Annotated in this window: 7 protein-coding genes; 4 read left to right on the top strand and 3 right to left on the bottom strand. The window is 61.2% G+C overall.

What is annotated here, in order from left to right:
* On the top strand, positions 1–775 hold a 775-nt coding region (locus AC1DT2_RS12600), incomplete at its 5' end, for a glycosyltransferase family 2 protein (RefSeq protein ID WP_477296592.1).
* Here the strand turns inward: AC1DT2_RS12600 and AC1DT2_RS12605 are convergent.
* The 3 genes from AC1DT2_RS12605 to AC1DT2_RS12615 form a co-directional block, all read right to left on the bottom strand.
* Positions 772–1,431 (bottom strand): class I SAM-dependent methyltransferase, encoded by a 660-nt coding sequence (locus AC1DT2_RS12605; RefSeq protein WP_477296593.1) that lies wholly within the window; start codon positions 1,429–1,431, stop codon positions 772–774. The genes AC1DT2_RS12600 and AC1DT2_RS12605 overlap by 4 nt on opposite strands.
* 123 nt (positions 1,432–1,554) lie before the next feature.
* A complete protein-coding gene (locus AC1DT2_RS12610) occupies positions 1,555–2,532 on the bottom strand; it encodes a glycosyltransferase (protein ID WP_477296594.1) in 978 nt (325 codons plus the stop codon).
* Positions 2,533–2,537: 5 nt separating this feature from the next.
* Positions 2,538–3,392 (bottom strand): glycosyltransferase family 2 protein, encoded by an 855-nt coding sequence (locus AC1DT2_RS12615; protein ID WP_477296596.1) that lies wholly within the window; start codon positions 3,390–3,392, stop codon positions 2,538–2,540.
* 171 nt (positions 3,393–3,563) lie between these two features.
* Between AC1DT2_RS12615 and pilB the strand changes: the two genes are divergently transcribed.
* The 3 genes from pilB to AC1DT2_RS12630 form a co-directional block, all read left to right on the top strand.
* Entirely contained in the window at positions 3,564–5,291 is a 1,728-nt protein-coding gene (gene pilB / locus AC1DT2_RS12620; protein WP_477296597.1) for a type IV-A pilus assembly ATPase PilB, read from the top strand.
* Between the two features lie 144 nt (positions 5,292–5,435).
* Positions 5,436–6,701: a type II secretion system F family protein gene (locus tag AC1DT2_RS12625; RefSeq protein ID WP_477296598.1), complete on the top strand. Its 1,266-nt coding sequence runs from the start codon at positions 5,436–5,438 to the stop codon at positions 6,699–6,701.
* An 81-nt stretch (positions 6,702–6,782) separates the two neighbouring features.
* The coding region (locus AC1DT2_RS12630) for a prepilin peptidase (RefSeq protein ID WP_477296599.1) at positions 6,783–7,254 on the top strand (472 nt) is incomplete at its 3' end.

A 7,254-nucleotide genomic window follows, 5' to 3' on the forward strand; every position in this document is an offset into this window, starting at 1 on the left:
GAGCCATGGCGAGTATGTCCTTCTTCTCAACAACGATGCTGCTCTGCTCCCCGGCGCGCTTCAAGCGTTGCYGGATGACGCCGGGCGTTCGCCGCGCCCCGCCATTCTGACGCTACCTCAGAGAGACTGGACATCGGACCAACTCGTCGACCGCGGCTGCCTCCTCGATCCCTTCATGAACCCGGTGCCAAACGTGCTCGTTGATCGGGAAGATGTCGCCATGGTGATCGGCGCATGCATGTGGCTTCCACGAACTCTGTGGAACACGCTGGGCGGTTTCCCTTCGTGGATCGGCTCGCTCGCCGAAGACATGTATCTTTGCTGTGCGGCGCGCCAACTCGGCTACGACGTACGATGCCTCCCCGTTACGGGGTACCGTCACAGACAGGGCCTCAGTTTCGGTGGAAATCGCGTCGACGATGGCAGATTGGTAACGACCTATCGTCGGCGGGCCCTTAGCGAGAGGAACAAGACGTTCCTTCTGGCAGTATTCACCCCTTCCGGCGCGTGGCGCGTCCTGCTTGCGCTTCATCTGACAGTGCTGTTGACTGAGGGCGCCGTCCTCTCGCTAATCCGCAGGGATCGTCGACTCTGGAGCGAAGTCTATCTTGCCACCGCCCGTGCGACCTGGACCCACCGCGCGCAACTTCGCTTGGTCCGGCGCGAACTTCAGACAAAACGCACCATCGACGCGAAGCACTATTACGCCGCCTTTACCTGGCTCCCACGCAAACTGGCTTTGCTGGCGCGTTATGGACTGCCCACTTTCCGCTAGACGTCTTTACGAAACAGAAGGAACGGTTCGTGGGGGTTAACGCCATGGCGGTGGAAGTCAACGTGCCCCAGGAGCTCGTCGTGAGTACTGACGCACGGCGTCATGCCCGAGAGATGCGCAATATGTTCCGCAATATCGCTACCGAATAGCCTCACGTGATCCTCTTGTCCGTACAGTTCTAGACGTGCATCCTCCGCCTGTACGCCCGGATCCTCGAACATACGGTGAAGTACTCGGCTGTAAGGCGTTTGCAAAATGGCAAGCCCCCCGGGCACAAGTACCCGTGCCACCTCGCGAAGCGCCGCCGCGAGATCGGCAACATGTTCCAGTACGTGATTTGCAATGAGCAGATCGAACGAGTCGTCGGCGAATTGCATGGCCGTCATGTCCACCCGGACGATTTCCGCTGATCCCGGCGCGATATCGGCTCGTATGTAAGTCGTCGGCCGTGCGGCGACGATCCGCTCCGTCAGCTTCTTCTCTGGCGCGAAATGCAGCACCCGCCCACCCGATACGCGCGACATGAGCGACGTGGCGTCCAGATAGAGGACAAGGTGGCGGAGTCGGTCGTTGGCGCCACAGCGCGGACACTCGAAGTGATCGACGTCGCTGCCGTTCAGTTGAAGCTGTCGCATCGCCGGCGACACGGAAGCCATACCCCTTCGGTAAGGAAGGAACCCGCCGACACGTCGAGTGCAAACGGCGCACTCGTACCTTCGAGGTGTGAGCCAGCCGAGGACGGCGGCGCGCGCCATCCGAAGGAATCGCTTCGACATAAGTTACCGGAAGTAAAGTACGCGCAGATGAGCGCGAAGGAGGAAGGACCCCGTAATCTGGATGGCCTGCCGCATACCCTCGGCAGCCACCTGGAGCGTGCAGCGCCCCATGAACCGAGGCCGCGACTCATGGGACAGTCTTGACAGCAGTGGCCACCACTCAGTGATGAGTGCAAGGCGACGAAGACTCAACGAGCGAAAGACAACGCGCCGAACGAAGTCTGCACACGCTTCTGCCCGAACCTTTGGCGACACCGTTGGCAACGCCTTCTCGATGGCTTCGAAGTACTGGCGACGAACCGCTTCGTTGTCTCGTCGCAACATCGACCCTGCAGAGTTCACGCGGTAGCCGACAAAGGGTTTTGCAGTGTAGACGATCGGTCCTAGTGCGCTCAGCTCAAGGTGCATGCGGTAGTCGATGAAAGGGGGTGGCAGCGCGAGGATTCTTCCGCGAAATTGAGCGCGATAGAGCAATGAACTGTGGTTGAGGAAATTGCCGCGCCGAAGGAGCGCCGCGGTATCAAACCTGCCTGAGGTTGCGTTGCTGAACCAGCCTACCGGCTCGCGCGCGTCATCGAAAACCAATGCATTGGTGCACGACGCACTACAGTCAGGAGCCTCTGCTAGCGCGCCAAGCTGTTCGCGAAGTTTGCCAGGTAGCCACATATCATCGCCATCGAGGTGAGCGACAAAGTCTCCCTCTGCGGCTTCGATGATCGCGCGGTAGTTCCCGATCGGACCCAGCCGCGAGGCGTGCACCACGTGGTGTACCCGCCCTGGCCAAGCCCTGGCAATGTCGGCGACGATCTCGCTGGTGCCGTCGGTAGACATATCATCGCCAACCCAAAGCTTGACATCGGCGTCCACCTGCTGGCATAGCACGCTTACTAGGCAATCTGCGATGTAGGCAGCGTGGTTAAATGTGACCACGCAGACGGCGACGGTCGGGCGCGAGCCGGCAACTTCAGCCATGGTTTCCATAGCGGTCAATCCGTTCGCCGATACGTCAGTGACGTAATCTGCTCCGATACCAGGCCAATGAGAAACACAATGACGGAGGCACTCCACATAAGCGTGCTACCGTTTGTCAGGCGGCCGTAGCTCAGAAAGGTAAAAGCATAGTTCACGCAGCCGGCGAGAAAGAACAGGAAGCTCACCGGCACGAACAATTTGAGCGGCGAATATAGCGTCGCGATCTTGAAGATGATCAGCAAAAAGCGAATGCCGTCCTTTAAGGGTTTGATGTGGCTTTTGCCTACCCGCTCGGCAGCCTTGATTGGTTCGTAGGCCACGCCATAGGCACTGCGAAAAAACGCCATCGTGCTGGTCGTCGGATACGAGAACCCGTTCGGCAGCAAATGGATGAACTCACGGAAGCGTTCGGCCCGAGCCACCCTAAACCCCGACGTCAGGTCGGCAACCACATGCCCGGTCATCCGGCTAGCCAACCAGTTATAGAGCGTGTTGGCGAGGCCACGGCCCACGCCCGCCTGGCTCTCCCAGTCGCGCGCGCCGACCACCATGTCGAAACCCTGCTCAAGCCGGCCGACCATGCGGGCAATGTCTGCTGGGTCATGCTGGCCATCGCCGTCCATGAAGACGAGGATCTCGCCGGTTGCCTTGCGGGCGCCGCGCTTGATCGCCGCGCCGTTGCCCATCGAGTATGGGGAGGAAAGGCAGATAACACCGGACGCCGCGCACACGGCGCGGGTGTCGTCGGTCGATCCGTCGTCCACGACGATGATCTCGGCGCCCGGCTGGGCAGCGGTCAGGCGGGGAAGAAGGTCTTTCAGTGCGGCCGCCTCGTTTTTGGCGGGCAGGATAATGCTGATACGGCTCAAGATATGTCCCCGATGGTCGTTGAATCATAAGGGATATCCGCCTCGGGAAACGAGACACCCTGCCCAGCGCCCGCCTCAGCTGCCTGGTCCGCACTTTCACGCCTGAGCGCGTGACCAAACCCACAATCTAGAGTAGATTCAGGCGCGTATCTCGGGGAAACGGGACCCAAAATGGCTTCACAAATGCAGGCGCCCATGCTGGCGGGTCTGACGGGTATGGCGCGTCGGTTAGTCACCGAGGGCGTCCTGGCCGAGGCAGACGTGCGCAAGGCGGTCCAGGACTCAGCCGAGAAGCGGGTCTCGCTCTCTGCGTGGCTCGTGGACCACAACCTGGTCGACAGTTCCAGGCTCTCCCAGGTCGCGTCAGCCGAATTCGGTATGCCGCTTATGGATATCGGGAACATGGTCGTGGCCAACATGCCACTCGACCTTGTGACCGAGGCCCTGATCACCAAGCATCAGGCACTTCCGCTGTTCAAGCGTGGCAAGCGACTGTTTGTGGGCATCGCCGACCCGATGCAATCGCACGCCCTGGACGAGATCAAGTTCCACTCGAACCACATGGTCGAGCCGGTGTTGGTCGAGCGGGGCCAACTGAAGCGCATCATCGACGGCGCCCTCGCCTCGATGGGCTCTCAGGTGGCGGGCTACGAAGATGGGGCACTCGATGAGCTGTCCCTCGAAGGCGGCGATGGCGACGATGAGCCGACCACTGGCATCGACGCGAACTCGGGTGACGACGCCCCGGTCGTCAAGTTCGTCAACAAGATCCTGGTCGACGCCATCAAGCGTGGCGCCTCGGATATTCACTTCGAACCGTTCGAGACCGTGTACCGCGTGCGCCTGCGCATGGACGGTATCCTCCGTATCGTTGCCACCGCACCGATCAAGCTGGGCAATCGCTTCGCTTCGCGCCTGAAGGTGATGAGTGGCCTGGACATCGCTGAGCGCCGCGTGCCGCAGGACGGCCGCATCAAGCTCAACCTGACCAAGACCCGCGCCATCGACTTCCGCGTCAGCACCCTGCCGACCCTGTTCGGCGAAAAGATCGTGCTGCGTATCCTCGACGGTTCCTCGGCCAAGTTGGGCATCGACAAGCTTGGCTACGAGGAGGCCCAGAAGAAGCTCTACCTAGATGCCATCGAGAAACCTTACGGCATGGTGCTGGTCACCGGCCCGACGGGTTCAGGTAAGACAGTGTCGCTGTACACGGCGCTCAATATCCTCAACATCGAGGGCCGCAACATCTCCACGGTGGAAGACCCGGTAGAAATCCGCGTCGAGGGTATCAACCAGGTCCAGCAGAACGTGAAGCGCGGCATGACCTTCGCCGCCGCCCTGCGCTCCTTCCTGCGTCAGGATCCGGACGTGATCATGGTCGGCGAAATCCGCGATCTGGAGACCGCCGAGATCGCGGTCAAGGCGGCCCAGACGGGCCACATGGTCCTCTCGACTCTACACACCAATGATGCGCCGCAGACCATCGCCCGCCTGATGAACATGGGTATTGCCCCTTACAACATCATCTCCTCGGTGACCTTGATCATTGCCCAGCGCCTGGCCCGCCGCCTGCATGACTGCAAGCGCGAGATCGTCCTGCCCGCAACGGCGCTGCTGGCCGAGGGTTATACCCAGGAAGAAATCGACGCCGGCTTCAAGGTCTACGAGGCTGTGGGCTGCGACGGCTGCAATGAAGGCTACAAGGGCCGAGTAGGTATCTATCAGGTGATGCCCCTGGTTGAAGACATCCAGAAGATCATTCTGGAGGGCGGCAACGCCATGCAGATTGGCGAGGTCGCCCGCAAGAACGGTATCAATGACCTGCGTGCCTCGGCCCTGCTCAAGGTCCGCAATGGCATGACCAGCCTGGCCGAAATCAACCGCGTCACCAAGGACTGACAGCGATCCAGGCCCTCCGGCGCACCCAAGATGTGCGCCAGATGGCAGAATCAACGCCGACTAAAGCTTCACACTAGAATAAGAACAGGGGCCGACCGATAGGGGGCGGTCCCCTGAAGCATCAACCCGGGGGAACACCGCGTCATGGCCACTGCCACCGCCACCAAGAACGCGCGCGCCGTCGGCGTCGCGCGCGCTGAAGTTAGCAAGCTCGTCCAATACGACTGGACCGCCCTGGACAAGCGCGGCAAGCGCATGAAGGGCGATATGCAGGCGAAGAACGCGGCGATGGTCAAGGCCGAGCTTCGTCGCCAGGGCATGAACCCGCAGACCGTTCGCGAGAAGCCCAAGCCGCTCTTCGGCGCCTCAGGCAGTAAGGTCAAGCCGCGCGACGTCGCCATTTTCAGCCGCCAGATCGCCGCCATGATGGCTGCAGGCGTGCCCATGGTGCAGGCATTCGAGATCATTGCGAACGGCCAGAAGAACGCCCGATTCAAGAATATGCTGGTGGAGATCCGCCAAAGCATCGAGGGTGGTTCCTCGCTACACGAGGCCTTGGGCCTTTATCCCGTTGAATTCGACGAGCTCTATCGCAATCTTGTGCACGCCGGCGAATCGGCGGGTGTGCTCGACACGGTGCTGGACACGGTGGCGACGTACAAGGAGCGCATGGAGAGCATCAAAGCCAAGATCAAGAAGGCCCTGTTCTATCCGATCATGATCCTGGTGGTCGCCTTCCTGGTATCTATGATCCTGCTTCTGTTCGTGGTCCCCGTCTTCCAGCAGACCTTTGCAGAAGCCAAGGTCGAATTGCCGGCCCCCACCCAGTTCATCGTGAGTGCGTCGATCTTCGTGCAGAATTACTGGTGGGTGATGATCGGAATCATCGTCGGTTCGATCACCGCACTCATTTACTTCAAGAAGCGGTCCCTCAAGTTCGCCCACTTCCTTGATCGACTCTCGCTGAAGCTCCCGGTCATCGGCGACATCCTCAACAAGTCGGCCATCGCCCGCTTCGCCCGTACCCTCGGGGTAACGTTCCACGCCGGCGTGCCGCTGGTGGAAGCGCTCGAAGCAGTGTCGGGCGCCACAGGTAGCATCGTCTACGGCGACGCCGTGAGGCAGATGCGCGACGACATCGCGGTCGGCCATCAGCTCCAGCTGGCCATGCGTCAAACCAACCTGTTCCCGAACATGGTGGTGCAGATGACCGCCATCGGCGAAGAAGCCGGCTCACTCGACCACATGCTGTTCAAGGTCGCCGAGTTCTACGAGGAAGAGGTGGAAACTGCGGTGGACACGCTCGCCAGCCTGCTCGAGCCGCTCATCATGGTCGTCCTGGGCGTCCTCGTCGGCGGCATGGTGATTTCCCTCTACCTGCCCATCTTCAAGCTGGCCGGTACGGTCTGACCTCTTCGCGCCCGCGCCATGCACAATAGGAACCCTTCGCCCTTGCGGGCGGAGGGTTTTTTCTTGGATCACGGATTGCCCATGCTCGATATACCTCTTGCCCTCTGGATCGGCATCGCCGGCGTGTTCGGCCTGCTGTTCGGCAGCTTCCTCAACGTGGTGATCCTGCGTGTGCCCGAGCGCATGCAGGCGGACTGGCGCAAGCAGGCGCGCGAGGTGCTCGAGATCGAGGCGCCCGAGGAGCCGCGGCCGCCAGGCATCGTAGTCGAAGGCTCGCATTGCCCGAAGTGCAAGCACGCCCTCGCCGTCCGCGACAACATTCCGCTGTTCGGCTGGCTGATGCTGCGTGGCCGTTGCCGCTACTGCCGCGAGCCGATCTCCGCGCAGTACCCGCTGGTGGAGTTGCTTGCCGGCCTCGCCAGCGCGGCGGTGGTGTGGCGTTTCGGGCCGACCATGGGCGCCCTGGCGGGTCTGGCGATGACGTATTTCCTCATCGCCCTCTCCGGCATCGATGCGCGCACCCAGTTCCTCCCGGACGAACTCAACTACCCCC

The sequence above is a fragment of the Luteibacter sp. P4_E6 genome (assembly GCF_056401535.1).

Bases quoted from the DNA above. Each gene is read 5' to 3' on its own strand.
- AC1DT2_RS12605 (WP_477296593.1), bottom strand. From the start codon at position 1,431: ATGGCTTCCGTGTCGCCGGCGATGCGACAGCTTCAACTGAACGGCAGC.
- AC1DT2_RS12610 (WP_477296594.1), bottom strand. From the start codon at position 2,532: ATGGAAACCATGGCTGAAGTTGCCGGCTCGCGCCCGACCGTCGCCGTC.
- pilB (WP_477296597.1), top strand. From the start codon at position 3,564: ATGGCTTCACAAATGCAGGCGCCCATGCTGGCGGGTCTGACGGGTATG.
- AC1DT2_RS12625 (WP_477296598.1), top strand. From the start codon at position 5,436: ATGGCCACTGCCACCGCCACCAAGAACGCGCGCGCCGTCGGCGTCGCG.